This window comes from Actinoplanes sp. NPDC051851 (assembly GCF_040681165.1).
In the GTDB taxonomy this organism is placed as follows: domain Bacteria; phylum Actinomycetota; class Actinomycetes; order Mycobacteriales; family Micromonosporaceae; genus Actinoplanes.
On the sequence record NZ_JBFAYF010000001.1, the window covers coordinates 1 to 25,059 of the forward strand.

Here is a 25,059-nt window from a genome sequence, read left to right on the forward strand (position 1 = left end):
CCCTCGACGACGGCGGTCTTGCCGACACCCGGCTCGCCGATCAGCACCGGGTTGTTCTTCGTACGCCGGGACAGCACCTGCATGACCCGCTCGATTTCCTTCTCCCGGCCGATGACCGGGTCGAGCTTGCCCTCGCGGGCGGCCTGCGTCAGGTTGCGCCCGAACTGGTCGAGGACCAGCGACGTGGACGGTGCGGCCTCGCCGGTGGCGGCGCCCGCGGCGGCCGGCTCCTTGCCCTGGTAGCCGGAGAGCAGCTGGATGACCTGCTGCCGCACCCGGTTCAGGTCGGCGCCGAGCTTCACCAGGACCTGGGCGGCGACGCCCTCGCCCTCGCGGATCAGGCCGAGCAGGATGTGCTCGGTGCCGATGTAGTTGTGCCCGAGCTGCAGCGCCTCCCGCAGGGAGAGCTCCAGCACCTTCTTCGCCCGCGGCGTGAACGGGATGTGCCCGCTCGGCGCCTGCTGCCCCTGGCCGATGATCTCCTCGACCTGCTGCCGGACGCCCTCGAGGGAGATGCCCAGGCTCTCCAGAGCCTTGGCGGCGACGCCCTCGCCCTCGTGGATCAGGCCCAGCAGGATGTGTTCTGTGCCGATGTAGTTGTGGTTGAGCATCCGGGCCTCTTCTTGGGCCAGGACGACAACCCGTCGCGCTCGGTCGGTGAACCGCTCGAACATGCCCTCGTGCTCCTCACGTGCCGTGCGCCCATGAACTGGCGGGGCCAGCGCACGGGCATCGGTGATGCCCGTGCTGTAACTCTATCGCCGCTGACGGGCTCCGCCGGGCCCTCGCAGCCCCTCGAAACGATCCGCAACGTTGATTTAGCCAACTTCGCACGCTCAACGGCTCTTCCCCTACACGAACGAGTACGCGCACAGCGAAATCCACACGATCCACAGCCTGTGGACAACCGCCCCCATCCCTGTGGATAACCCGGTTTCGTGAGCGTGGGAACGCCTCAACGAGCACAGGGCCCACGGCTGTACGCCGTGGACCCTGTGACATCAACTCTCCCGCGGGCGCCGCCGCTCGCCCGCCGTACGAGCGAACCGCAGCCGTCAGGCACCGAGGCTCAGGCGCGGCCCGGGCCCTTGGAGTGGAACTCGTCCACGATCTCCTGCGGGATCCGGCCCCGGTCGGAGATGTCCTTGCCGGACTTCTTGGCCCATTCCCGGATCGCCTTGTTCTGCTCCCGGTCGGCGGTCGCGCCGCCCCGGCCACGAGCAGCCCGGCCACCGACGACGACGCCACCGCGCGCCACCTTGGTGCCGGCACCGAGGTAGGGCTCGAAGACCTCCCGCAATTTCGCGGCGTTCTTCTCCGAGAGGTCGATCTCGTACTGAATGCCGTCGAGCGCAAACTTCACGGTCTCGTCGGCGTCGCCGCCATCGATGTCATCGACCAGCTTGTGAATGATCTGCTTGGCCACGCGTCGTTATCCTCCCGAACACAGGTGTTCTCTCCCACGCAATGGAAGAACAATAACGCCAGGGGCACATCACCCGTCAATGGCGGGGGCGATAATTGATGGAGACCTTACTCTGCGCGGACCAACGGGAACAGGATCGTTTCCCGAATGCCCAGGCCGGTGAGCGCCATCAAGAGCCGGTCGATTCCCATTCCCATGCCACCGCTCGGCGGCATTCCGTACTCCATGGCCCGAAGGAAATCCTCGTCCAGCTGCATCGCCTCGGCGTCGCCGCCGGCCGCCAGCAGCGACTGCGCCTGCAGACGTTCCCGCTGGATGACCGGGTCGACGAGCTCGGAATACGCGGTGGCCAGCTCGAATCCGCCGACGTACAGGTCCCACTTCTCGGTCAGCCCCGGGGTCTCCCGGTGCGGCGCGGTCAGCGGGGCGGTCTCCTCCGGGTAGTCCCGGACGAAGGTGGGCGCCTGCAGGGTGTGCTGCACCAGGTGCTCGAAGAGCTCCTCGGCCAGCTTTCCGGCGCTCCACTTGGGGTCCACACCGAGCTGCACCTTCTCCGCGTAGCGCCGGAGCTGCTCCAGATCAGTGTCGATCGTCACCTCTTCGCCGAGCGCCTCGGAGATCGCGCCGAAGAGGGTGATCTGGGCCCACTCACCGCCCAGGTCGACCTCGGTGCCGTCGTAGTGGGTGACCACGTGGGAACCGGACACCGCCTGCGCGGCCTCCTGAATCCACTGCTGGACCTGCGCCTGCATGACGTCGTAGTCGGCATACGCCTGATACGCCTCGAGCATGGCGAACTCCGGAGAGTGCGTGGAGTCCATGCCCTCATTACGGAAGTTCCTGTTGATCTCGAAGACCCGCTCGATGCCACCGACCACGGCCCGCTTCAAAAACAGTTCCGGCGCGATCCGCAGATAAAGATCGGTATCGAGCGCGTTGCTGTGCGTCACAAACGGGCGGGCCGCCGCGCCACCGTGCAGCAACTGCAACATCGGCGTTTCCACCTCGAGATAATTGCGGTGGAACAGCGACTCACGGAGACTACGCACCACCGTCGCGCGAGTACGCACAGTATCCCGCGCCTGCGGCCGCACGATGAGATCCACATAACGCTGCCGCACCCGGGTTTCCTCGGAAAGCGGCTTGTGCGCAACCGGAAGCGGGCGCAGCGCCTTGGCGCTCATCGCCCAGGAATCGGCGAGCACCGAGAGCTCACCGCGCCGGCTGGTGATCACCTCGCCGACGATGGCGACCAGGTCACCGAGGTCGACCAGGCGCTTCCAGTCCTCCAGACCCTCCGCGCCGACCCGGTCCAGCGAGAGCATCGCCTGCAGCTCGGTGCCGTCCCCCTCGCGCAGCGTCGCGAAGCAGAGCTTCCCCCCGTTCCGCACGAAGATCACCCGGCCGGTGATCGCGACCTGGTCGCCGGTCGCGGTGTCGGTCGCCAGCTCCGCGTACTGCGTGCGGATCTGGGCCAGGGAGGTGGTCCGGGCGACGGTGACCGGGTAGGGCGGCACGCCCTCGGCGATCATCCGGTCCCGCTTCGCCCGGCGGACCTTCATCTGCTCGGGAAGATCCTCGGCGGGGTCGGTCGCTGGCGTGTTCTGCTCGGTCACGGCTCGTCTTCCTGGTCTGCGGGGTGTAAAGAGACCAGGAAAGCCTACTCAGCCGTGTTCAGACGTTCCGCTCATATACCATCCGCAGGCCGATCAGCGTGATCATCGGCTCGTGCGCGGTCAGCGTGTGGCACTCGTCCTTCACCAGCCACGCCAGCCCGCCTGTGGCGATCACCGCGCGGACCGGGCCGATCTCCTCGATCATCCGCTCCACGATCCGGTCCACCTGCCCGCCGAAGCCGTAGTAGAGCCCGGCCTGCAGACACTCGACGGTGTTCTTGCCGATCACCGACCGCGGCTTGGTCGGCTCCACCTTGCGCAGCTGCGCGGCGCGGGCCGCGAGCGCGTCGAAGGAGATCTCGATGCCGGGTGCGAAGGCGCCGCCGAGGAACTCGCCCTTCGCGCTGATCAGGTCGAAGTTCGTGGTGGTGCCGAAGTCGACGACGATCGACGGCCCACCGTAGAGGGTGTGCGCGGCCAGCGTGTTGACCACCCGGTCGGAGCCGACCTCCTTGGGGTTGTCGATGGCGAGCTGCACCCCGGTCTTCACGCCCGGCTCGACGATCACATTGGGCAGGTCGCCGTAGTACCGCTTCAGCATCGTCCGCAGGTTGCGCAGCGCGGCCGGCACCGTCGAGCAGGCGGCCACGCCGGTGACCTCCACGGCGTCCCCGGCGAGCAGCCCACGGATCTTCAGCCCGAGCTCGTCCGCGGTCGAGGCGGCATCCGTCTTGATCCGCCAGTTGTGCACCAGTTTGTCGCCGTCGAAGGTGGCCAGCACCGTGTTGGTGTTACCGATATCGATACAAAGCAGCACGGTTCAGCCCCTAAGAATCACTATCAAGACCCTTATTCTGTACGCGCCACACCTCACACAGAAGCACCGGGACCGCCCCGCCCTCGCGAGCGAGGAGTTCGCGGCCCCGGTACCCCGGCGGTGTCACCCGGTGCGCAGGTCCATCGCGATGTCGAGGATCGGCGAGGAGTGCGTCAGCCCGCCCACGGAGAGGTAGTCCACTCCGGTCGCGGCGTACGCCGAAGCGGTCTCGAGAGTGAGGTTCCCGGTGGCCTCGAGCTCCGCCTTCCCGCCCACCGCGGCGACCACTCCGGCGAGCAGCTCCGGGGTCATGTTGTCGCAGAGCAGGAACGTGGCGCCGGCCGCCACCGCCTCCTCGGCCTCGGCGAGGGTGGTCACCTCGACCTGCACCGCCACGTCCGGGAAGCGCTCGCGGACCAGCCGGTACGCGGCCGTGATGCTGCCCGCCGCCAGCTTGTGGTTGTCCTTGATCATCGCGACGTCGTAGAGGCCCATGCGCTTGTTGGTGCCGCCGCCGACCCGGACCGCGTACTTCTCCAGCGAGCGCAGCCCCGGCGTGGTCTTCCGGGTGTCCAGCACGGTCGCCGTGGTGCCCGCCAGCCGGTCGGCCCACTTCCGGGTGTGGGTGGCCACCCCGGACATCCGGCTCATCAGGTTCAGCGCGGTGCGCTCGCCGGTGAGCAGCGCCCGGGTCGGACCGGTCACCACGGCCAGCACGTCGCCCCGGACCACCCGGTCGCCCTCCGCGGCCACCTGCCGGAACTCGGCCCGGCCCCGGGAGGTCACCGCGAACACCTCGGCGGCCACCGGCAGGCCGGCCACCACACCGTCCGCACGGGCCACCAGCTCGGCGGTGTCCACCTGCTCCTCCGGGATGGTCGCCTCGCTGGTCACGTCGCGCGGCGGGTCGCCGAGGTCCTCGGCGAGCGCGGTGAACACGACCCGCTCCACCTCGGCGAGGTCCAGCACGTGGTCGGTCACGCCATCTCCTCGAAGGTCTGGGTCATGGTGCCGTTCGCGACGATCGCGTTCAACAGGTGCCCGCGCCACTCGTCGGCGGCGGTCGGGTGGTCCTCACGCCAGTGGCAGCCCCGGGTCTCCCGGCGGCTGGTCGCCGACGCCACCAGCGCGGTCGCGACGGTGAGCAGGTTGGTCGCCTCCCAGGCCGCGGTGTTCGGCTTACCCCGCTGCTCGGCGAGGCGGCCCAGCTCCTTGGCCGCGGTCTCCAGCGAGTCGGCGGTGCGGAGCACACCGGCCCCGCGGGTCATCGTGCGCTGCACCTCGCTCCGGATCGCCGCGTCGGCGACCCAGGCCGGGGTCATGTTCATCCGGACCGGTTCGGCCCGCTCGGGCAGCTCCTCGCCGATGTGGTCGGCGATCCGCTTCGCGAAGACCAGCCCCTCCAGCAGCGAGTTGCTGGCCAGCCGGTTCGCGCCGTGCACGCCGGTGCAGGCCACCTCGCCGCAGGCGTAGAGCCCGGCGATGCTGGTCCGGCCGCGCAGGTCGGTACGGACCCCGCCGGAGGCGTAGTGCGCGGCCGGCGCGACCGGGATCAGGTCGGTGACCGGGTCGATCCCGGCGCTCCGGGTGGACGCCACGATCGTCGGGAACCGGCCCTCCAGGAACTCCTTGCCGAGGTGCCGGGCGTCCAGGTAGACGTGGTCCGCCCCGGTCGCCCGCAGCACCCGGTAGACGCCCTTGGCCACCACGTCGCGCGGCGCCAGCTCGGCCAGCTCGTGCTGCCCGACCATGAACCGCTCGCCGTTCTCGTCGACCAGGTGGGCGCCCTCGCCGCGCAGCGCCTCGGAGATCAGCGGCCGCTGGACGGCGTCCGTCTCGCTGGTCACGAAGGAGGTCGGGTGGAACTGGACGAACTCCACGTCGGTCACCTCGGCCCCGGCGCGCAGCGCGAGCGCGACGCCGTCCCCGGTGGAGACCGACGGGTTCGTGGTGGACGCGTAGATCTGGCCCATCCCGCCGGTGGCCAGCACCACCGCGCGGGCCAGGATCGCGCCGACGCCGTCCTCCGAGCCCTCGCCGAGCACGTGCAGGGTGATCCCGCAGGCCCGGCCGTCGGCTGCGCGCAGCAGGTCCAGCACCAGGGCGTGCTCGACCAGCCGGATCCACGGGTCGCGGCGGACCGCGGCGTGCAGGGCGCGCTGCACCTCGGCGCCGGTCGCGTCGCCGCCCGCGTGCACGATCCGGTCGGCGCGGTGACCGCCCTCCCGGGTCAGCATCAGCGAGCCGTCCGGGTTCCGGTCGAACTCGGCGCCCCGGCGGATCAGCTCACGGATCCGGGCCGGGCCCTCCTCGACCAGCACCCGCACCGCATCCGGGTCGCAGAGCCCGACTCCGGCGATCTCGGTGTCGTACGCGTGCGCCTGCGGGGTGTCCAGCGGGTCGAGGACCCCGGCGATCCCGCCCTGCGCCCAGCGGGTGGAGCCGTCGTCGATATTGACCTTGGTGACCACGGTGACGTGCAGGCCCTGCTCGCGCAGGTAGAGCGCGGCGGTGAGGCCGGCGACGCCGGAGCCGACCACGACGACGTCGGTGGTCTCGGTCCAGCCGGGCTCGGCGGCGGCGAGCCGGCGGGGCAGCGCCGGAAGGTCCGCGAGAGGTGACATCAGGTCAGTACACTCCGCCCTCGCGATTGCGTCACGGCGGGGGCACCATCAGTGGCAATCGTTACTTGTACTGGACGGGGAGGGACTTCACGCCCTTGCCCTTGAGCGACGAGGTCAGCTTCGCGCCGTCCAGCCAGAGGTAGCAGCGCACGCCCCGGTCGCCCTGCGCCCAGACGTCGGAGTTGCCGGGCAGCGACACCACTCCGGTCCGGTACTGCAGGTTCTTGTCGTCCGGCACCGCGGCGAAGTCGGCCACCACGCCCCGGCAGCCGGCGTGGAACTCCTCCCAGGCCGCGTCCCCCTTCGGGTACGAGGCGCCCTCGGGCGCGTCCCACACCCCGGTGAACTCGGCGTTGTGCTGGTCGGTACAGGCCGCGGGCGGCATCGTGTCGATCGCCCCGCTCGCGTCCAGCTTGATCGCGTAGCAGGTGAGCGACAGGTCGGACGCGGTCGCCAGGGCCCCGCGCAGGCTGCCCTCCCGCTCGGCCAGGGCACCGTTGTCCTCGATCGAGTCGAGCTCGACCACCTCGCACCGGAACCACCGGGAGCCCCCGCTCCAGGCCGCCGGCGACGGGTGGGTCACCCCGATCCAGAGCCGCGCGGCACGCCACGGCCCGGCCACGTACTCGGTCGTCTTGGCGTCACAGCTCCGGTACGCCACCCGGGCCGCCGCCGACGTCTCCGCGGGCGGCTGCTCACCGTCGGAGGCCGCCCCGGTGTAGGTGCCCACGTAGACCGTCTCGGTCCGGTGCCGGACCCCGCAGTCGACCTCCTCATAGGTGGCCCGCGGGCCGGCGACCGCGAAGTTCGCCAGGTGACAGGTCTCGGCCATCGGCTCGAACCCGGTCGCGGGCGCCATCGCGTTCCAGTCGTTGGTGAGGTCGCCGTCGATGTCCCCACCGTTGCCGCAGCCCGCGCTGACCAACATCAGCGTGACGAGCGTGACGACCCCGAGTCGACGCGTGGACAGCCATCGGGAACGCAGCCGGTGTCGCATGAGCCGGTGCCTCCCGCACGCCGCCGATGTCCGATTTATCGATCATAAGGTGATCTCGGCACTCCCCGGCCACGTTCCCGAAACTTCCCACCGGCCGGCCCGCGGACCATCCCGCCCGGGTTCCCGCGCAGCCTCTCGCCACGCGTCGGTGGCGGGCGAGACGGCGGGTGGAGCGTCAGGCGGGCGGGCGGAGCAGCACCGGGACGTTGTCGATGAGGCGGGTGGCGCCGACCCTGGCGGCCACCAGCAGACGGGCCGGGCCCTCGTCCGGCACCGCGCCGAGATCGGGGCCCGTCAACTCCAGGTAGTCCACGCGTACGTCGGGGAACTGCGCCAGGGTCTGGTGAGCGACGGCCAGGACCGACGCGGGGTCGTGGTGTGCGGCGCCCTCGTGCAGGGCACGCGACAGCACCAGCGCCGACCGGCGCTGATCGGCCGAGAGGTAGCGGTTGCGACTGGAGAGGGCGAGACCGTCCTTCTCCCGTACGGTGGGCACTCCCGCGATCTCCACGCCCAGCTCCAGATCGCGGGCCATCCGCCGGACCAGCGCGAGCTGCTGGAAGTCCTTCTCGCCGAAGTAGGCCACGCCGGCGCGGGTGAGCCGGAGCAGCTTCTCGACCACCGTGAGCATCCCGGAGAAGTGCCCGGGGCGGCTGGCGCCCTCCAGGATCTCGCCGAGCGGGCCCGGATTCATCGTGATCGACGGCGGTCCGCCCGGGTAGACGTCGTCCCGGCTCGGCGCCCAGACCACGGTGACGTCCTCGTCCCGGCAGGCGGCGAGATCCTCGTCGAGGGTGCGCGGGTACTTCTCGAAGTCCTCGTGCGGCCCGAACTGGAGCGGGTTCACGAAGATGGTGACCACGACGAACGCGGCGCGCTCCCGGGCGACCCGCATCAGGTGGCGGTGCCCCTCGTGCAGGGCGCCCATGGTCATCACGACCGCGATCTCACCGGAGGCCTTGTCCAGGGCGGTGGAGAGCTCGTCCCGGGTGTGAACCAGAACGGTCATGCGGCACTCCCGGTGGTCGGCGCGGTCGTCGTGGGCGCGGTCGTCGTGGGCGCGGTCGTCGTGGGCGCGGTCGGCGTCGCGTGGGCGAGGACGTCGAGCAGGGCGGTGGCGTCCTGGGAGCGCAGGCGTCCGGAGGCGATGGCCCGGTCCGCGGTACGGCGGGCCATCGCGAGATAGGTGGGCACCGCGTCCGCGGGCATCCGGGCCAGATGCTTGGCGACGGTGCCGGCGTCCCCGCGGGAGACCGGTCCGGTCAGTGCCGCGTCGCCCATCCGCAGGGCGTTGTCGAGCGCCGCGGTCAGCAGCGGCTCCAGCACCCGCGACGGCTGCTCGACCCCGGCCGCACGGAGCACGTCGGCGGCCTCGTTCACGAGCGTGACCAGGTGGTTCGCACCGTGGGCGAGCGCCGCGTGGTAGACCGGGCGCTGCCCGCCGGCGATCCACTCCGGCACACCGCCGAGGTCGGCGACGAGCCGGGTGGCGAAGACCCGGTCCGGCGCGGTCACCCCCCAGGCGATGCCGGGCAGACGGTCCAGATCGGCGTCCGCGCCGGTGAAGGTCATCGCGGGGTGCAGGGCCATGCCGTCCACCGCGCCGAAGACCTCGAGCCCGTGCGCGCCGGAGGTGTGCGCCACCACCTGCCCGGGCCGCAGCGCCCCGGTCCGGGCCAGTCCCGCGACCACGCCGGCGATCGCGTCGTCCGGCACCGAGATCAGCAGCAGATCGGTGGCCGCCCGGGCCACCTCGTCGGCGGGCAGGATCGCGGCCTCCGGCAGCAACCGGGCGGCGCGTTCGCGCGAGGCGCCCGACACCGCGGCCGCGGCCACCACCCGGTGCCCGGCGGCGTTCAGCGCCGCGCCCAGCACCGCACCGACCCGCCCGGCGCCCACGACGCCGACAGTCAACGCATTCATGGATCCAGTCCTCGTTCGGGGTACCGGTCGAGCGCCAGTATGCGCCGCCGTAACACGCGTGTAGCAACCGCGTGTGAACAACCGCACCGCCCGCTCCCCGTTCCCTTTCGTCCGGTCTCGCCCACCCCTGAGTCCGCGCGGGCGGCTCCGCGGGGACCGGAGTGCATAGGGTGACCGGATGGGTGGGGGTGGGTGGCGAGATGCGATGGAAGACGCGCTTTATGGAGAGAAAGGATTCTTTGTACGCCGGGAGAGCGGCCCGGGCGATCATTTCCGGACGAGCGTCCACGCGTCCGGACTGTTCGCGGTGGCGATCGCGAGGATCGTCGAACGCGTCGACGCGGCCCTCGGGAGGCCGGAGCGCCTCGACGTCGTCGATGTCGGCGCCGGGCGTGGCGAACTGCTGACGGCACTCCTCGCCCTGCTGCCGGACGACCTGGCCGGGCGGGTCCGGGCGGTCGCGGTGGAGCGGGCCGGACGGCCGGACGGGCCGGCGAGCCGGATCGAGTGGCGCGGTGAGGTACCGGACGGGATCACCGGGCTGCTGGTCGCCACCGAATGGCTGGACAACGTGCCGCTGGACGTGATCGAGACGGACGGCGACGGGCGGCCGCGCAAGGTCCTGGTGGACCGGGAGACCGGAGTGGAGACGCTCGGCGGGGCGGCGGATCCGGCCGAGGTGTTCTGGGCCGGCCGGTGGTGGCCGGGCCCGGGGCGGATCGAGATCGGCGCGACCCGGGACGCGGCCTGGGCGGGCGCGGTGGACCGGGTGCGCCGCGGTGCCGCGCTCTGTGTCGACTACGGACACCGCAGTGCCGAGCGGCCGCCGTTCGGGACGCTGACCGGGTACCGGGACGGACGTCAGGTCCCGCCGGTCCCGGACGGAAGCTGCGACGTCACGGCACACGTCGCGATGGACTCGGTGGCGGCGGCGGCCGGGGGGCCGTACCGGCTGGTCCGGCAGCGGGAGGCGCTGCGGGCACTCGGCGTCGACGGGGCACGGCCGCCGCTGGCCCTGGCGAGCACGGATCCGGCAGGGTACCTGCGCGCACTGTCGACGGCGGGTGCGGCCGCCGAACTGATCGCCACGGGCGGGCTGGGCGACCACTGGTGGCTCTGGCACCCGATCGGGGTGGACCTCCCGCCGTTCTAGCCCGGGTACGGAGGTCGTCCGGGGCCGCGACGTGGCCCGGCGACCGGCGTCCGGAGCACGAGCCGAGGCGCCGGATCACGCGTACCGGAAAGGTGCCGTGCGACGATGCGTGAGTGACGGATGGCGCGCGCGAGATGGTGGTCGGGACCGGGGCCGGGCTGGAGACCGCGGACATGGTCCTCAACATCGGGCCGCAGCATCCGTCGACGCACGGCGTGCTGCGGCTCAAGCTGACGCTGGACGGCGAGCGGGTGATCGCCTGCGATCCGATCGTGGGCTACATGCACCGCGGCGCCGAGAAGCTCTTCGAGGTACGCGACTACCGGCAGATCATCATGCTGGCGAACCGGCACGACTGGCTGTCGGCGTTCTCCAACGAGCTCGGCGTGGTGCTCGCCGTCGAGCGGCTGATGGGCATCGAGGTGCCGGAGCGGGCCGTCTGGCTGCGGATGGCGCTCGCCGAGCTGAACCGGGTGCTGAACCACCTGATGTTCCTCGGGTCGTACCCGCTGGAGATCGGCGCGATCACCCCGATGTTCTACGCCTTCCGCGAGCGGGAGACGCTGCAGACCGTGATGGAGGAGGTCTCCGGCGGCCGGATCCACTACATGTTCAACCGGGTCGGCGGGCTGAAGGAGGAGGTCCCGGCCGGGTGGACCCGGCGGGCCCGGCAGGCGGTCGCGGCGGTCCGGCGGCGGATGCCCGACCTGGACCACGTGATCCGGCGCAACGAGATCTTCCTGGCGCGCACGGTGGGCGTGGGGGTGCTCTCGGCGGCCGACGCCGCCGCCTTCGGCGCCTCGGGGCCGGTCGCGCGGGCGAGTGGCCTGGATTTCGACGTACGCCGCGACGAGCCCTACCTCTTCTACGACCAGATCGACGTGCCGGTCGTGACCCGGGAGGCGGGCGACTGCCACGCCCGGTTCGAGGTGCTGCTGGAGCAGGTCCGGGTCTCCCTCGACCTGGTCGACGAGTGCCTGGACCGGGTGGAGCGGATCGGCGGCCCGGTCAACGTGCGGCTGCCGAAGGTGGTCAAGGCGCCGGAGGGGCACACGTACGCGTGGACCGAGAACCCGCTCGGCGTGAACGGGTACTACCTGGTCTCCCGGGGCGAGAAGACACCGTGGCGGCTGAAGCTGCGGACGGCGTCGTATGCGAACGTGCAGGCCCTGGCGACGCTGATCCCCGGTTGCCTGGTCCCCGACCTGATCGCCATCCTCGGCTCGATGTTCTTCGTGGTCGGGGACATCGACAAGTAGCGGCCGGTCACCAGTTCCCGTTGCCGGGGTAACCGGGCAGGTTGGCGAAGTCCTCCAGGCTGCCGACGTTGGTGTCGTTGGCGGACGGGCGGTGCCGGCGGGCCTTGTACTGCCCCGAGTCCCCGCCGGTGCGTCCGGCCGGATCGAACCCACCGCTGTCCTGCTCGTAGCCGTACTCCTCGCCGGTGTCGTACCCGTTCTGGTCGTACCCGCCGTTCTGCTCGTACCCGGTGTTCTGCTCGTACCCGGTGTTCTGCTCGTACCCGGTGTTCTGCTCGTACCCGGGGTTCTGCTCGTACCCGGGGTTCTGGTCGTAGTCGGCGTTCTGGTCGTAGTCGTAGCCGCCGGCGTCGTAGCCGTTGTTCTGGTCGTACCCCGGACCGGCCTCGTAGCCGCCGTCCGGAGCACCGCCGCCGTAGACCGCCGGACCGGGCCGCACCTGGGCGGCCGCACGCGGCGGGCCGGACGGGGCCGCTGAGGCGCGACCGGGCCCCGGGGGTGGGGTCGGGTTGACCACGGCGCGGGCGGGGCCCTGCGGGGGCGGTGGGGCCACCGTGGCACGGGCCTGCGGCGGGGTGCCGGGCGCGGGCGGCAGCGGCACCGCCGCACCACCGCGCTGACGCGGAACCTGACCGTTGGGCGGCATCGCCATCGGCGGCGGACCGGCCGGGCCACCCATCGGGTGCGAGCCGGGCGGAGCGATCATCGGCGGCGGTCCACCCATCGGACCGCCCATCGGAGCGCCCTGGGACCCACCCGGTCCACCCATCGGACCGCCCTGGGGCCCACCCATCGGAGCACCCTGGGGCCCACCCATCGGCGGACCGGGCGGAGCGCCCTGTGGGCCCATCGGAGCGCCGGGCCGGGCCATCGGCGGACCGTTCATCGGCCCCATCGGCGGACCGTTCGGCGGGCCCATCGGCGGACCGGCCGGACCACCCGGGCCGGGGATCGAGGCGGCGGCCTGCGCACGACCGGCCGAGACCGGGCGGGCACTACCCGCGCCGGGCGGCGGGACGGGCTGCTGGGCGCGGCCCGCGGAGACCGGGCGGGCGCTGCCGGCGACGGCGGCGCGACCGTTCTGAGCGGGGGCGGGGGCGGGGGCCGGCTGGGCGAACTCGTCGTACTGGTCGGCCGGGGCGTACCCCTGATCGGGCTGGTAACCCTGGTCCTCGTAGCCCGGCTCGTCGTAGCCCTGCTCGTGGTACTGCCGGTCCGGGTAACCCTGATCCTGGTAGCCCGGCTCGTTGAAGCCCGGTTCGGTGAAGCCCGGCTCCTGGTATGCCTGGTCCGGGTAGCCCGGCTCCTCGTAGCCCTCGCCGTCGTAGCCGGGCTCGGCGCCACCGCCACCACCGCCGTAGACGGCCGGCTGCGGAACCGAGGCGCGGCCGGGGGCCTGGCCGCCGGAGACCGGCTGCGGGCCCGGGACCGAGGCGAAGCCCGCACCGGCTCCGAAGGACTGGCTCTGCTCGGCCTGCGCGAAGCCCTGGCTCTGGTCGGGACCGAAGTAACCTTGCTGTACGTCGTTGTCGAACTGCGGAGCGTAGCCATCGGGGCTCGCCGGCGGCGGGCCGACCTGAGCGCGACCGCCGGGCTGGCGCTGCGGGTGCGGCGGGCGGGACGCATCCGGGCCGAGCGGCGCGGGCACGACCGGAGCGGCGGCGACGCGCTCGGAGATCTCCGCCATCAGCTTGCGGCGGAGCGTCTCCACCTCCTCGGCGACACGGTCCTCGACGTCCATCCGGAGCAGCACCGGATCGCTGCGGATCAGCACCGATGCGCCGATCAGCACCACGCTGACCGCGATCAGCAACACCGCGAAGCGCACCGAGCCCGAGTTGCCGCCCAGCAGTACGACGGCGGCCGCGAGCGGGGCGAGAACCACCCCCGCCCAGACGAGGCCGCGGAGCAGGCGTGCACTGTGTCCCGCTTGTGAGTCCCGTTCCGGCATGGGGGCAGATGTTACCGAGAGTGCGTCTGCGACGAAACCGACGAAGGGCCCGGCCGGCCCTCAGGGGTGTATCAATACCAGGGATACACCCCTGAGAGTCAGCCAGGCCTGTGAACCGGCCCGGTGCCGGACCGGGAAGGGCTGTGAGAACGCCGGTTCGGCTGTGCGAACAGCCACACCGGCCGCCGGTGCCGCCGGCCCCCGGGCGGGGCCTGTGCGAACGGCCACACCGGTCAGCGGGTGCCGCGCCAGCCGCCGAGCGAGGCCAGACCGATGATCCAGCCGACGAAGAGGCCGTACGCGGCGCCGTTGCCGGCCGCGTTGAACGCGCCGAGCAGCGACGGGTTGGTCAGGAAGAGGGTGGCGAGCAGCGCGGCGAAACCGCCCGCGAAGACGTACGACGCCCAGCCGGCGAAGAACTGGCTGATGGTGCCGCGGGCCCGGGCCAGTTGCGAGCCGGGCAGCAGGTAGAGGAAGAGGGCGGTGAGCACGACGAGCAGGATCGCCTTGAGGTCGCCGACGATCACGTCGCGCAGCGAGTCCGAGGTGTCGAAGGTCCAGCTCGGCCAGTGCAGCAGCCGGAGCCACCAGCCGCCGGCCGTACCGGCGTCGGTGTTATCGGCGACCCAGTCGCCGTACCAGGGGCTACCGAAGACGAGGACGAGTATGAATGCGGCGAGAGTGCCCGCACCGGGTGCGGTCTTGTAGCGATTCCCGAGAGCCATGGCCCCGCATATTCCCTGCGGGGCCACGCTCTCAAACGACGGGCGTCACTACCTGCCGCTACCTGCTCAGGTAGTCGATGAAGGCGGCGCGCAACAACGGCTCCTGCTCGCCGAGATCACGACCGGCGAGCTCGCGCCAGAGCGCCACCGCCTCGTCGACGGTCGGGCCGATCGAGTGGGGCGCGCCGTCCAGGCCGGCGGCCTCGTCCGCGTCCGGCAGGTGCCGCAGTACCGACCAGAAGAACTTGACGTCGTGGTGCTCACGGGCCTTGGCGAAAGCGCGTTCCCGCAGCTCGTCGGTGCTCAGGGCGTCCAGTTCGGCGAAGGTGGGCGAGGTCATGCCGGAAAGCATACGTTCAGCGCGCGGTGCCCCACGGGCCGTCGTCCCAACGATCACTGCGCGCCGGTGGGGCGGCCGGGGTGCTCCAGGTCTCGGGGAGCGTCGGGGACCAGGCGGTGCCGTTCGAGGCCGCGGCGTTCCAGTCCTCGCCGACACCGGCGGGGAGCGGGCGGCCGTACGTCTCGACCAGGCGGGTGACGATCAGGCCGGCGCCGAAGACGGCGCCCGCGATGGCGAAGAGTGCGATGTCCAGGTCCCGGCGGGTCTGGTAGTCGAGGAAGAGGGTCAGCGCGACCACGGCGAAGAGCGTGCCGAAGATGCCGCCGCGACGGCCGTACGCGCTGGTGCCGGCGAGCATCGCGAGGCCGATGCCGATGCCGGTCCACTCCAGGCCGGTGCCGGGGCGGATCGGGGCGGTGGACTGGCCGGCGATGATGACGCCGGCGCCGGCCGCGAAGACCGAGGAGCCGACCAGCGCGAGGATCACCGGGACGGCGACCATGCCGCCACGGCGCCGGGACGGGTCGCCGGTCGGGCGCATCCGGCCGACGAACCGGCGGACCGGGCCGATCGCGCCGAGGCCGCCGCCGAGGATGGCGAGCACCGCGAAGCCACCGAAGAGCAGGAACGCCTTGTCGGTCGGGTCCCAGTCGCCCTGCACCGCGACCGCGGCCACCCGCAACTGGTCGAAGACGACCACGCCGAGACCGGCGGCGAGCGTGGCGGCCCAGCCGGGCACGTGCAGCACCAGCACGATCGCGGCCACGATCAGGCCGCCGGCGGCCGCGATGATCAGGGCCGGGACGAGCGCCTGGAGCATGCCCTTGTCGCCGTTCTCGGCGAACTGGAACTCGGCGGCGAGCACGATCGGGCCGATCGCCAGGTTGGGCACGCCGGCCCGTAGCGACAGGCCGCCGGCGAGCGTGATCAGGCCGACCGCGGCGCCGGTGACGAGCAGCGCGTCGAGCGCCGGGCGCTGGAGCGCGGCCGAGTCCTCCCGGTAGAGCAGGAAGCCGATCGCGGCGGCGGCGAGCAGGAGCACCACCTCCCATCCGAGGTGGATGCCGAGGCGGTCGCGGCCGTCGTCCGGGCCCCCGGGGAGGCTGCCGGTGGTGGCCGGGGCCAGGTTGCCGGTGGTGCCCTCGTCGTACTGCACGCGGCGCCGGTAGGCGGCCGGATCGGTCTCGCCCTGACTGCGGAAGGTCGTCTCGTCGTACGCCATGGTCCGCGCCTCCTAACGCCTCCACCAGCGGTCGAGGCGCACGCTACTCCGATGGGATTCGCCCGCCGCACAGCATACGGACACGAGACGGTCTCAGTTCACCACGCGAACGGTGAGCTGCGGCGGCCCGCTCCCACGCATCGGTCTCCGTCGAGGTCAGCGCTGTCCGGAGGGGCGGTTCAGGTCGCCGTCCTGCCGGTCCGGGTCGTCCGGCACGCGGCAGGAGCGCTCCAACCAGAGCGCGGCGCCGATCAGGGCGGCCGCCGTGACGAGCGTGGTGCCCACGGTCGGGATGTCCGACTTCGCGGCGTCGGTCGGCTCCACCACGAGCCAGGCGAGCAGCCCGGCGGAGAAGCCCGCGGTGAGCGCGCCGACCAGTGAGGAGGCCTTGGCCAGCGCGGCGTACCGGGCCACCGCGAGCGGGTTGACCCGCGGATGGCCGGGCCTGCGCTGGATCCGGGCGGTGGTGTTCTGCGCGAGGTAGCCCTCGGCGATGGCGAGCGCGGCCAGGACCACCGCGGCCGTCCAGGGCAGCGGAGTCAGGCTGTAGAAGGAGTAGCTGATCAGGAGCCAGCCCACGGCCGCGCCGGCCAGGGCGGCCACCACCAGCGCCGAGATGCTCGTCGGCCGCAGTGACGGGTCGGACGGACGGCCTTCGGGGTTGGCGCTCACACACCCGACTCTAGCGACAGATCCGGGCGGGGCGTCATTCCGGCGACGTCGGCGGCGAGTTCGGGCGCGGCCAGCAGCGCGGCGACCGGGCCGAATCCGGGCAGCGCCGCGTCGGGCGCCACGTCCAGCCACGGCCGCAGCACGAAGGCCCGCAGGTGGGCGCGGGGGTGCGGCAGGATCAGCTCCGGATCGCCGCTGCGCACCGGCCTGCCGTCGGCGTCCCAGACCGTGATCACGTCGACGTCCAGGGTGCGCGGTCCGAAGCGGCGCTCCGGGTCGCGCACGCGCCCCTCGGCCGCCTCGCAGGCCCGGGCGCGATCCAGCCAGTCGTGCGGGGTGGCTGCCGCGTCCTCCGCGATGATCACCGCATTGAGGTACGGCGGCTGCTCGGTGTCGCCCCACGGCGGGGTCTCGTAGACGCCGGACACCCGGACGAGACTGCCCCCGAGCAGGGCCACGACGGCGCGCAGATGCTCGGCGCGGTCGCCGAGGTTGCTGCCGATGGAGAGGACCGCCCGGCTCACGTGCCCGCTCCCGCCCGCTCGCGGCGCAGGGTGACCGAGACGTCGCCGAACTCGTGCGGGATCGGCGCCTGCGGTTTGTGCACGGTGACCTCGGCGGCGGCCACCCGGACGTCGGCCAGGCAGACGTCGAGCAGCCGGTCGGCGAGGCGCTCCAGCAGGTTGACCGGCTCGCCGGTGAGCACCTCGACGAGTCTCCCGGCCAGCTCGCCGTAGTGGACGGTCTCCGCGACGTCGTCGGTCGCCACGGCCCGGGACAGGTCGAGGTCCAAGGCCACGTCCACGACGAAGTCCTGCCCCTGCTCGCGCTCGAAGTCGTAGACGCCGTGCCGGCCGTGTGCGCGGAGTCCGGTCAGCGTGATCCGTCCGGTCACTCTTCTCCCCCTGCTTCCTTCGCCTACGACTTCCTTCGCGTACGACCGGGGCCCGAGTCTGCCCGGGCTCGGGGCGTACCCCTAAATCTTGGTGAAACGCGGTGAGCCGGTCGCGCGCCACACGGCGAGACCGTCGACGGTGTCGCGGACCTCGTGCACCCGGACCCCCCACGCCCCCGACGCGACGGCCAGGATCGAGGTGGCGAGCGTAGCGGCCCCGCGGCCGTCGGGCGGGCGCGGCGTGCCGTCCGGACCGGCGAGCACACGGCCGAGGTAGGTCTTGCGGCTGGCCGCGAAGAGGACCGGGAAACCGAGGCCGGTCAGGGCCTCCAGGTGCGCGCTGAGGGCCCAGTTGTGCTCGGCCTGTTTGGCGAAGCCGAGACCCGGGTCGAGGACGATCCGGCCGGCGTCCACACCGGCGGCGATCGCGGCGTCGGCGCGGGCACTGAGTTCGTCCCGGACTTCGGAAACCACGTCCCGATATGTGGCCAGTTTCTGCATGTCGCGGGAGTGGCCGCGCCAGTGCATCAGGATCCACGGGCAACCGGCCGCGGCGGCGACCGAAGCCATCGACGGATCGGCGAGCCCACCGGAGACGTCATTGACGGCGATCGCTCCCGCCGCGAGCGCTGCCTCGGCAACCGCGGCTCGAGTGGTGTCGATGCTCATCGGGACGCCGGCCGCGGCGAGGCTCTCGATCACCGGGACCACCCGGGCGGCCTCGGTCGCGGCGTCGATCCGCTCGGCGCCGGGACGGGTCGACTCGCCCCCGACATCGACGATGTCCGCACCCTCCCCGTACAGGGAAATGCCATGTTCAACGGCGGAAGCCAGGTCGGAGTAACGGCCTCCGTCGGAGAAGGAGTCCGGCGTGACGTTCAGGACGCCCATCACTACCGGGCGGTCCAACCGGAGTAGTTCAGCACCGGTGAGCTGGGCATCTGTCGACGATTTCGGCACGGGTCGAGCCTACGGCCCGGTTTGTTCTCGAACACATGTACGATGCCCGGTGACACTGATTCATCCACTCCTTCACCTTGGGTAACGAAACGGGCGCTTGTTGCTCGCAAGTACGGGCCGTACTCTTCGGAACTGGGCATCATGAAGTGACCGAAGAGAGCAGATGAGCATGGCAGTGCCCGAACGGCTCACTCGACGTGGTGAGCTTGAGGCAGCACGATATGGGCGTTGCCGCACGGCTTCACAACTGCAGCGTGTCCGTACCCCCCATACCGGACACGGGGAGGTTTACCGATGACTGCCACTGAGCTCGCCGGCCACGTCGCCACGTTGGCGGCCGATCCCAAGGGCATCAACACCGAAGGCATCGTCACTTTCTTCGCGAGCAACATCGCTCCGATCCTGCTCGCGGTGCTCGGCGTGATCTTCATCGGCCGCGCCAGCCGGGGCGAGATCTCCAAGGTGCTGACCAGCTCGGCGATCGCGATCGTGGGCCTGGCCTTCATCGCCGGCGCCGCCACGCTCTTCTTCGTCGGCGACTACCTGATCAAGCTGATCTTCAACTGAGATGCGGCTCCGGACCGACGACGACATCTACCGGGCACGCCTTGTCTATCTGGGCCCGCCCGGGTACACGCTGCCCGTGCACCTGCCGTACGCGCAGTACGGCATGTTCGTCGTACTGGTGCCGCTCTTCATGGTCATCCACTACCTGATCACGCTCGACTTCGACCCGTTCCCCGCCTGGGAGATATCCCTGGCCATGGTCAGTACGTCGTATGTGTTCCGGCATGTCGACCCGGACCGGCCGGCCCGAGTCGTCATCCGTACCGCGCTCACCGACTGGCGACGCACGCGCGAGCCCGCCGTGGAGCGACGCGATCCGCGACTTGTCGCAACTCGCATCCGGGTCCGGGAGGAGTTGGTATGACCAGCTGGGTCATGGTCGGTGGTGTTCAGCAATGAGTGGAACCCATCCGCACGGGCATCCCCGCGCGGACGCGTCTTCGGCGGGCAGGCAGAGTAACGGAATGCGCCCGAACGACTACTCTTCGCCTGAATCACTAGACAATTCGGACGAGATGGTGGTCGCGCCGGGCCACGGCGGGGTCGGGGTCTTCCAGGCTCCACAGTCGCCGTCACGCTCGGCGGCCCCGGGCCCCGCACCGGTCGACGATCTCGACATCGACTCGCCGTTCCTGGACCTCTTCGGGGGTACGAGCACGCCGGCGCCGCTGCCGCCCGCCCCGGCGGCACCCCGGCCCACGACCCAGCCGGCACCTCTTCCGGGTGATCTTCCGCGGAACGGGGCCGGCGGGAGGTCGCGGCCCGTATCGGCGCCGCCCGCCGCCGCGTCGCCCACCGCTACGCCGCGTTCCGCTATGCCGGGTTCCGTCGCGCCCCCCTCCTCCTCCGCGTCTCCCTCCCCCTCCGCCGCCGCGGCGCCTGCCGCGGACCCGCGGGACTACCTGCGGGAGCCGACGATCCTTCCGGAGCCGCCGAGGCGGCGGGAGGCGGTGGAGCCGCCGCCGAACACCGGAGGCTGGAAGGGCGCGCCCATCACGCGGGCTCCGGTCGGGCCGGAGCCTGACTTCTACGCCGAGCCGGAGCCGCCCGCCGCTCCGGAGGCTCCCGTCCCCTCGGGCCGTCCGATCTCACCGGCCGCCTACGCTCCCCCGGCGCCGCCCGCACCGCCCGCGCCACGGGCCGAGCGGGCCGCCGTCACGGAGTCCGAACTGGAGCTGGAGTCGCAGTACGACGACTGGCCGGCGCTCTGGCAGCAACCGCAGACCGACCGGGGGCGGGATCGGCAGGTCGTCGAGCGGCCGGCCCCGGCACCACTTCCCGTGCCCGTACCGGAGAAGGCTCCTGCAAAAAGGCGGGAGAAGTCGCCGGCCCGGCGTGCGGCGGCCCAGCCACCGCAGCCGGCCAAGGTCGCGCCACTGCGGCCTCACAAGATCAAATTCGGGGACCGCGATCCGGCGATCGAGCTCGCGATCACCGAGATCGCCGGGCACCTCACCTTCACCCAGAGCACCGTGACGGCCTGGTACTACCTACCCGAGGTGCGCTGGGCGTTCCGGCCGGACGCGGAGCGCGAGGCGCTGCTCAGCGCGATCTCCGAGCAGTACGCGGGCCTGGCCGGTTTCCGGCTGCACCTGCGGCGCACGACGCGGCCGTTCCCGGCGGACGAGTGGGCCCGCACGGTCGACTCGTTCACCACCAAACCGCTCCCCGACGTGCAGCAGGGCACCTCCTGGTCCGACCACCTCGTCGCGGCGCAGCGGCACCTGCTCTCGGTGAACCACGCGGAGGGGCAGACGTACCTCGGGGTCACCTTCGCCCGGCGCTCGCTCGGCGACACCTTCTCCGAGCGGATCCTGCGCGCGTTCGGCAAGGGCACCTCCGACGGCGAACGGCGCAAGCTGGGCCGGACCGTCGAGCAGTTCGACGAGGTGCTGAACGCGTTCGGCATGCGCGGACGGCGGGTCACCCCGCAGGAGCTGGAGTGGCTGCTGTTCCGCTCGGTGGCGCTCGGCATGGCCCCGCCCGGACTCCTCTCCCCGGTCACCAACGGCCACTGGGAGACCGGCGACCTGCTCGCGCTCACCGAGCAGGTCGAGCGGTACCGGACGCCGTACGGCTCCACCGTCAAGCTGGTGAACCGGATGAGCGGCGAGGAGCGGCACGTGGCGGTCCTCTCCGTCGGCCGGATGGAGCCGCTGGAGATCCCGGAGAAGCACGAGCCGTGGATGCACTTCCACGAGCGGCTGCCGTGGCCGATGGAGCTCTCCTCCCGGATCGACATCCTCGGCTCGACCAGCTCGTTCCGGAACCTCGAGCACCGGCTCCGGATGATCCGCTCGCAGCAGCTGGACTACGCCGAGCACGGCATCGACGCGCCGCCCGAACTGGAGCGCCTCGCCAAGCGCGCCCTGGTGATCGGTGACGAGATGACCACCGGCCTGCCCACCGACTCGGCCCGGGCACACGGCTGGCACCGGATCGCGGTCAGCGGCGCCACCCGCGAGGAGTGCCTGGAACGCGCCCGCCGGCTGATCCAGCTCTACTCCCGCGAACTGCGCATCTCGCTGCAGCACCCGAAGAACCAGGACCAACTGGCCCGCGAGTTCATCCCCGGCGAGCCGATCGCCAACACCGGGTACGTCCGGCGGATGCCGGTCAAGCTGCTCGCGGCCGCCGTGCCGCAGGCCGCGTCGACCGTCGGCGACCGGCGCGGTGACCTGATCGGGCGTACGGCGGGAACCTGCCGGCGGCCGGTCTTCCTCGACCTGCACTTCCCGATGGAGGTGCGGGAGCGTTCCGGACTCGGCGTCTTCGTGGCCGAGCCCGGCGGCGGCAAGTCGACGCTGATGGGTGCGCTCGGGTACCTCAACGCCCGCCGCGGCGTCCAGGTGACCCTGCTCGACCCGTCCGGGCCGCTCGCCCGGCTCTGCGAGATGCCGGAGCTGCGGCCGTACTCCCGGGTGCTGAACCTGACCGGTTCGGAACAGGGGACGCTGGCGCCGTACTCGCTGATCCCGACCCCGGTGCGGTCCGAGTTCCCGAACGGCCCGGCAGGCGACCGGGAGTACGAGATCGCGATCTCCAACGCCCGGGCCGAGCGCCGCATGCTGGTCCAGGACATCTGCTCGATGCTGGTGCCACCCCAGGTCGCCAAGGAGGCGTCCACGGCCACCCTGCTGCGGCACGCCGTACGCCAGGTCCCGGCCGAGGAGACGTCCACACTGGACGACGTGGTCACCACCCTGCAGGGCCTGGACGACGACGAGGGCCGGGAGCTGGCCAACCTGCTCCTCGACACCGCCGAGATGCCGCTGGCCATGCTCTTCTTCGGCCGCTCGCCACAGCACCTGCTCGGCGCCGACTCGGCCCTCACCGTGATCACCATGGCCGGCCTCCGCCTCCCCGACCTCAAGATCGAGCGGGAGTACTGGTCGGCCGAGGAATCCCTCGCCCTGCCGATGCTGCACACCGCACACCGGCTCGCGGTACGCCGCTGCTACGGCGGCTCGATGTCCTCGCGCAAAATGGTCGGCCTCGACGAGGCACACTTCATGGAAGGCTGGCGGTCCGGGCGCTCGTTCCTGGTCCGGCTCGCCCGCGACTCCCGGAAGTGGAACCTGGCCGCGCTGGTCGCGTCCCAGAACCCGAGGGACATCCTCGGCTTGGACGTGCAGAACCTGGTCTCCACCGTCTTCGTCGGCCGGATCGCCGAGGACCAGGAGATCGCCTCCGAAGCACTCCGGCTGCTACGGGTCCCGGTCCACGACGGCTATGAGGCCACACTGGCCTCACTGTCCCAGGTGGACACCTCCTCACAGCACCGGCTCGGCTTCCGTGAGTTCGTGATGCGGGACGTGGACGGGCGGGTCCAGAAAGTCCGCGTCGATGTCTCGTACGTCGATGGACTCTTGGAACACCTGGACACTACGCCCGGAGCGGCAGCAGCCCCCGCTGTGGTACCGCTCCCGTCCGACCTGGAGGTTTGAGATGGTGCGACGGGGGTTGGCGCTTTTTTCGACGATGGTGGTCGTGGTAGTAGCGTCGATCGCCTGGGCGGTGGCGACGCCAGCGGGTGCGTACGCCGCGCCGACCAGAGCACCAGGAGGCGCCTGCAGCACGGAGGAGTGGCAGCAGGACTTCAAGTCCTGCGTCTCCCGATTGGCCGACGTAACGAGCGCACGGGCCCAGTGCCTACTCCCCCCAACCCCAAGCACCCCAGACTCCGGCCTAGCCGGCTGGTTCGCCGAACGCCCGGCATCATCCACACAGCCCGGACCTCAAGGAATTTACAGTCAATACGGGTATGCCGGATACAGCTATACGACTTACGATCTAGATAGCGGATGCGCCTCTACTCTAATTGACCCAGATTACAAATTTGAAACAACAGTCGCCAATGGCGAATTCATGATCGCAACTGCCATCATCGGCGCCTCCAATGCACTCCGCGAACGCGCATGGGATCCTCAAACAATGTGGGGATGGGCGGATCCTCTTGTAGATCAGGCAACAAAGGCCGTATACGAGAAGGTGTTCAGCGTATTCGGCGTAATCACCCTAGCAGTCGTCGGAATATACCTCCTCTGGCGTTCGCGGCAGGCAGACATGGGGGCAGCAACAACCACCGCCGGGTGGGCAATCCTTGTAATGGTTATTGTTACCGCAATTGCAGCCTGGCCGGTACGTTCAGCTACCATCGCAGACCAAAGCTTGATAACTTCACTCAGCACAATTCATGAAGCAGTCGGACCGCAAGCGCAGGAAACACCGGCCGATAAATGCGATGATCCGACTCCAGGCGCTTGTGATGACAATCGCCCACCTGCAGTGCGAGCAAGCGACACCGCAACAGACACCATGCTATATCGCAACTGGCTTCGCGGAATTCTCGGGTCAGCAGATAGCGAAACCGCCAATAAATACGGCCGCGCACTCTACGACGCACGCTCCCTAACTTGGGACGAAGTTCAAAAAATTCGCGATAACCCAGAAACCCGCCAGGCTACACTGAACGCCAAGAATACTCAGTGGGAAAAGGTAGCAGAACAAATCAAGAAAGATGACCCAGAGGCTTATGAATACCTCCAGGGGGTCAACGGAATGGACCGCATCGGGTCGGGTTTCATCGCCGTGCTCGCTGCGCTCATGTTTGCCATGTTCGACCTGACGGCTTCAATCCTTGTACTACTTGGATTCCTAGTCTTTCGATGGGCAGTAATCGCCGCGCCGATCCTCGGCACAGTTGGACTCTTACGCCCGGCCAGCGCAGGAATTAGGCGACTTGGGAACGCTGTCGTCGCAGCCGTATTCAACATCGCAATTTTTGGCACAGGCGCAGCAATCTACCTTTTTGCAGTAGATCTCATTATGAATACGGCCACCCTTCCCGGGTGGCTGCAGGTGGTGCTGGTCTGGCTCTGTGGGGTTGTCGGGTGGCTACTGCTGCGGCCGTATCGGCGAATCACCCAGCTCGGGGGCAAGGACGGTGCCGCGGCGATCGCGTCCGGCGGGTCGTGGCATCGGCGGTTCTTCCGGGACGTCCGCGAAGCCGCCAAGCTGGAGATCGCCGAGGGCGGCGGCACGCGTGAGCCGACCATGGGCAAGGACGGACGGATCATCTTCGTCGAACAACGCAGTCTTCGGCCTGAGGCGCGGCTCGAGGATCCGGCCCACTCGGCGGCCTCTCGCGGCGAGAAGGCGGACAGCAACGCGCCGGGTAGCGGTCAAACGCCCACCCGGCCGGACGGCCGGGAACTGGTTCGTGAGGACACGCCCACCAGCGAGCCGGAGGTTCGGCAGAACGCCCCGGCTCGTGCACGGCGTACCCCGGAATGGACCGAACCCGAAGTGGCAGAGCGCCCAACGTCCTACGCCATCTACCGGCCGGAGACGGGTGCCACCACCCAGGAGCCGGCCACTCCCCGGGTGCGTTCCGAGGCCAGGTGATCGGG

The 25,059-nt window shown here is 70.8% G+C and carries 23 protein-coding genes; 6 read left to right on the top strand and 17 right to left on the bottom strand.

What is annotated here, in order from left to right:
- The 9 genes from AB0M08_RS00005 to AB0M08_RS00045 form a co-directional block, all read right to left on the bottom strand.
- Positions 1 to 674: Clp protease N-terminal domain-containing protein (locus tag AB0M08_RS00005; protein ID WP_364485810.1), on the bottom strand; the 674-nt coding region annotated here is incomplete at its 3' end.
- 395 nt (positions 675 to 1,069) lie between these two features.
- The gene (locus AB0M08_RS00010) at positions 1,070 to 1,426 is read right to left on the bottom strand and encodes an Lsr2 family protein (protein WP_364485813.1); all 357 of its coding nucleotides are present in this window, start codon (positions 1,424 to 1,426) and stop codon (positions 1,070 to 1,072) included.
- Positions 1,427 to 1,533: 107 nt separating this feature from the next.
- Positions 1,534 to 3,042 carry a lysine--tRNA ligase gene (gene lysS / locus AB0M08_RS00015; RefSeq protein ID WP_364485816.1) on the bottom strand — a complete coding sequence of 503 codons (1,509 nt, stop codon included), beginning with the start codon at positions 3,040 to 3,042 and terminating at the stop codon, positions 1,534 to 1,536.
- A gap of 58 nt (positions 3,043 to 3,100) precedes the next feature.
- The gene (locus tag AB0M08_RS00020; protein WP_364485819.1) at positions 3,101 to 3,859 is read right to left on the bottom strand and encodes a type III pantothenate kinase; all 759 of its coding nucleotides are present in this window, start codon (positions 3,857 to 3,859) and stop codon (positions 3,101 to 3,103) included.
- A gap of 123 nt (positions 3,860 to 3,982) precedes the next feature.
- Complete coding sequence (gene nadC / locus AB0M08_RS00025; protein ID WP_364485822.1) at positions 3,983 to 4,840, bottom strand: carboxylating nicotinate-nucleotide diphosphorylase; 858 nt, start codon at positions 4,838 to 4,840, stop codon at positions 3,983 to 3,985.
- Positions 4,837 to 6,483 carry an L-aspartate oxidase gene (locus tag AB0M08_RS00030; RefSeq protein WP_364485825.1) on the bottom strand — a complete coding sequence of 549 codons (1,647 nt, stop codon included), beginning with the start codon at positions 6,481 to 6,483 and terminating at the stop codon, positions 4,837 to 4,839. Before AB0M08_RS00030 ends, nadC begins: the two co-directional genes overlap by 4 nt.
- A gap of 61 nt (positions 6,484 to 6,544) precedes the next feature.
- Positions 6,545 to 7,411 carry a septum formation family protein gene (locus AB0M08_RS00035; protein WP_364485827.1) on the bottom strand — a complete coding sequence of 289 codons (867 nt, stop codon included), beginning with the start codon at positions 7,409 to 7,411 and terminating at the stop codon, positions 6,545 to 6,547.
- Positions 7,412 to 7,655: 244 nt separating this feature from the next.
- Positions 7,656 to 8,489, bottom strand: coding sequence for a pantoate--beta-alanine ligase (panC, locus tag AB0M08_RS00040; protein WP_364485830.1), 834 nt, complete (start codon positions 8,487 to 8,489; stop codon positions 7,656 to 7,658).
- On the bottom strand, positions 8,486 to 9,403 hold the full coding sequence (locus AB0M08_RS00045) for a Rossmann-like and DUF2520 domain-containing protein (protein WP_364485833.1): 918 nt from the start codon (positions 9,401 to 9,403) through the stop codon (positions 8,486 to 8,488). The genes panC and AB0M08_RS00045 overlap by 4 nt, the downstream gene beginning before the upstream one ends.
- 205 nt (positions 9,404 to 9,608) lie before the next feature.
- Here AB0M08_RS00045 and AB0M08_RS00050 point away from each other — a divergent pair, with 205 nt between their 5' ends.
- Complete coding sequence (locus AB0M08_RS00050; RefSeq protein WP_364485836.1) at positions 9,609 to 10,556, top strand: SAM-dependent methyltransferase; 948 nt, start codon at positions 9,609 to 9,611, stop codon at positions 10,554 to 10,556.
- Positions 10,557 to 10,690: 134 nt separating this feature from the next.
- Positions 10,691 to 11,815: an NADH-quinone oxidoreductase subunit D gene (locus tag AB0M08_RS00055; RefSeq protein WP_364487076.1), complete on the top strand. Its 1,125-nt coding sequence runs from the start codon at positions 10,691 to 10,693 to the stop codon at positions 11,813 to 11,815.
- A gap of 7 nt (positions 11,816 to 11,822) precedes the next feature.
- On the opposite strand, the gene AB0M08_RS00060 is transcribed toward AB0M08_RS00055, so the two are convergent.
- From AB0M08_RS00060 to folP, 8 genes are all read right to left on the bottom strand, one after another.
- On the bottom strand, positions 11,823 to 13,766 hold the full coding sequence (locus tag AB0M08_RS00060; protein ID WP_364485839.1) for a hypothetical protein: 1,944 nt from the start codon (positions 13,764 to 13,766) through the stop codon (positions 11,823 to 11,825).
- Positions 13,767 to 13,999: 233 nt separating this feature from the next.
- Positions 14,000 to 14,491 (bottom strand): hypothetical protein, encoded by a 492-nt coding sequence (locus AB0M08_RS00065; RefSeq protein ID WP_364485842.1) that lies wholly within the window; start codon positions 14,489 to 14,491, stop codon positions 14,000 to 14,002.
- Between the two features lie 58 nt (positions 14,492 to 14,549).
- Positions 14,550 to 14,843, bottom strand: coding sequence for a hypothetical protein (locus AB0M08_RS00070; protein WP_364485845.1), 294 nt, complete (start codon positions 14,841 to 14,843; stop codon positions 14,550 to 14,552).
- A 4-nt stretch (positions 14,844 to 14,847) separates the two neighbouring features.
- A complete protein-coding gene (locus AB0M08_RS00075) occupies positions 14,848 to 16,053 on the bottom strand; it encodes an ABC transporter permease (protein ID WP_364485847.1) in 1,206 nt (401 codons plus the stop codon).
- Positions 16,054 to 16,209: 156 nt separating this feature from the next.
- On the bottom strand, positions 16,210 to 16,725 hold the full coding sequence (locus AB0M08_RS00080) for a DUF3180 domain-containing protein (RefSeq protein ID WP_364485850.1): 516 nt from the start codon (positions 16,723 to 16,725) through the stop codon (positions 16,210 to 16,212).
- On the bottom strand, positions 16,722 to 17,249 hold the full coding sequence (folK, locus tag AB0M08_RS00085; protein WP_364485853.1) for a 2-amino-4-hydroxy-6-hydroxymethyldihydropteridine diphosphokinase: 528 nt from the start codon (positions 17,247 to 17,249) through the stop codon (positions 16,722 to 16,724). Before folK ends, AB0M08_RS00080 begins: the two co-directional genes overlap by 4 nt.
- A complete protein-coding gene (folB, locus tag AB0M08_RS00090; RefSeq protein WP_364485856.1) occupies positions 17,246 to 17,620 on the bottom strand; it encodes a dihydroneopterin aldolase in 375 nt (124 codons plus the stop codon). The genes folK and folB overlap by 4 nt, the downstream gene beginning before the upstream one ends.
- Before the next feature lie 81 nt (positions 17,621 to 17,701).
- Complete coding sequence (gene folP / locus AB0M08_RS00095; RefSeq protein ID WP_364487079.1) at positions 17,702 to 18,511, bottom strand: dihydropteroate synthase; 810 nt, start codon at positions 18,509 to 18,511, stop codon at positions 17,702 to 17,704.
- A 363-nt stretch (positions 18,512 to 18,874) separates the two neighbouring features.
- Here folP and AB0M08_RS00100 point away from each other — a divergent pair, with 363 nt between their 5' ends.
- The 4 genes from AB0M08_RS00100 (at position 18,875) to AB0M08_RS00115 (ending at position 25,054) form a co-directional block, all read left to right on the top strand.
- A complete protein-coding gene (locus AB0M08_RS00100; RefSeq protein WP_364485859.1) occupies positions 18,875 to 19,147 on the top strand; it encodes a hypothetical protein in 273 nt (90 codons plus the stop codon).
- Position 19,148: 1 nt separating this feature from the next.
- Positions 19,149 to 19,511: a hypothetical protein gene (locus tag AB0M08_RS00105; RefSeq protein ID WP_364485862.1), complete on the top strand. Its 363-nt coding sequence runs from the start codon at positions 19,149 to 19,151 to the stop codon at positions 19,509 to 19,511.
- Between the two features lie 100 nt (positions 19,512 to 19,611).
- Positions 19,612 to 23,094: an ATP-binding protein gene (locus AB0M08_RS00110; RefSeq protein WP_364485865.1), complete on the top strand. Its 3,483-nt coding sequence runs from the start codon at positions 19,612 to 19,614 to the stop codon at positions 23,092 to 23,094.
- 1 nt (position 23,095) lies between these two features.
- Positions 23,096 to 25,054, top strand: coding sequence for a DMT family transporter (locus AB0M08_RS00115; RefSeq protein WP_364485868.1), 1,959 nt, complete (start codon positions 23,096 to 23,098; stop codon positions 25,052 to 25,054).
- Positions 25,055 to 25,059 lie beyond the last annotated feature (5 nt).

Excerpts from the sequence above, each read along its gene's own strand:
- AB0M08_RS00030 (WP_364485825.1), bottom strand. The coding sequence starts at position 6,483 with ATGTCACCTCTCGCGGACCTTCCGGCGCTGCCCCGCCGGCTCGCCGCC.
- AB0M08_RS00035 (WP_364485827.1), bottom strand. The coding sequence starts at position 7,411 with ATGTTGGTCAGCGCGGGCTGCGGCAACGGTGGGGACATCGACGGCGAC.
- panC (WP_364485830.1), bottom strand. The coding sequence starts at position 8,489 with ATGACCGTTCTGGTTCACACCCGGGACGAGCTCTCCACCGCCCTGGAC.
- AB0M08_RS00045 (WP_364485833.1), bottom strand. The coding sequence starts at position 9,403 with ATGAATGCGTTGACTGTCGGCGTCGTGGGCGCCGGGCGGGTCGGTGCG.
- AB0M08_RS00050 (WP_364485836.1), top strand. The coding sequence starts at position 9,609 with ATGGAAGACGCGCTTTATGGAGAGAAAGGATTCTTTGTACGCCGGGAG.
- AB0M08_RS00055 (WP_364487076.1), top strand. The coding sequence starts at position 10,691 with ATGGTGGTCGGGACCGGGGCCGGGCTGGAGACCGCGGACATGGTCCTC.
- AB0M08_RS00060 (WP_364485839.1), bottom strand. The coding sequence starts at position 13,766 with ATGCCGGAACGGGACTCACAAGCGGGACACAGTGCACGCCTGCTCCGC.
- AB0M08_RS00065 (WP_364485842.1), bottom strand. The coding sequence starts at position 14,491 with ATGGCTCTCGGGAATCGCTACAAGACCGCACCCGGTGCGGGCACTCTC.
- AB0M08_RS00070 (WP_364485845.1), bottom strand. The coding sequence starts at position 14,843 with ATGCTTTCCGGCATGACCTCGCCCACCTTCGCCGAACTGGACGCCCTG.
- AB0M08_RS00075 (WP_364485847.1), bottom strand. The coding sequence starts at position 16,053 with ATGGCGTACGACGAGACGACCTTCCGCAGTCAGGGCGAGACCGATCCG.
- folP (WP_364487079.1), bottom strand. The coding sequence starts at position 18,511 with ATGGGCGTCCTGAACGTCACGCCGGACTCCTTCTCCGACGGAGGCCGT.
- AB0M08_RS00100 (WP_364485859.1), top strand. The coding sequence starts at position 18,875 with ATGACTGCCACTGAGCTCGCCGGCCACGTCGCCACGTTGGCGGCCGAT.
- AB0M08_RS00105 (WP_364485862.1), top strand. The coding sequence starts at position 19,149 with ATGCGGCTCCGGACCGACGACGACATCTACCGGGCACGCCTTGTCTAT.
- AB0M08_RS00110 (WP_364485865.1), top strand. The coding sequence starts at position 19,612 with ATGCGCCCGAACGACTACTCTTCGCCTGAATCACTAGACAATTCGGAC.
- AB0M08_RS00115 (WP_364485868.1), top strand. The coding sequence starts at position 23,096 with ATGGTGCGACGGGGGTTGGCGCTTTTTTCGACGATGGTGGTCGTGGTA.